The organism is Pseudomonas sp. E45-MNA-CIBAN-0222 (assembly GCF_040310405.1).
GTDB classification, from domain to species: Bacteria; Pseudomonadota; Gammaproteobacteria; order Pseudomonadales; family Pseudomonadaceae; genus Stutzerimonas; species Stutzerimonas stutzeri_AC.
On the sequence record NZ_JBEOPU010000216.1, the window covers coordinates 1 to 242 of the forward strand.

Below are 242 nucleotides of genomic sequence, written 5' to 3' on the forward strand. Positions count from 1 at the left end.
GGTTTAGTGTCTTCTTGTTCAAGTCGTCTTGGCTATGTCATCAGAGACAATTATAAAATGAATCATTTGGACTCTGTCAATCAAGTAGTAGGATTGACCGCTTGGGGGCAGCCTAATCCAAAGTCTCTTTATACTACTCAGGTTAATCGTCTCAAAAATGAAAGTCTGTAACACTATCAAAAGCTTGTTGGAATATAAAGCATTAACATGAATGACTATTAAAGCTATAAAAGCAATTATTT

At 34.7% G+C, this 242-nt stretch carries 1 pseudogene; it reads left to right on the plus strand.

Features of this window, described 5'->3' with window-relative positions:
- Positions 1-171: pseudogene (locus AAEZ08_RS23390) on the plus strand (lipase); the annotation flags it as partial.
- Positions 172-242: the final 71 nt, after the last annotated feature.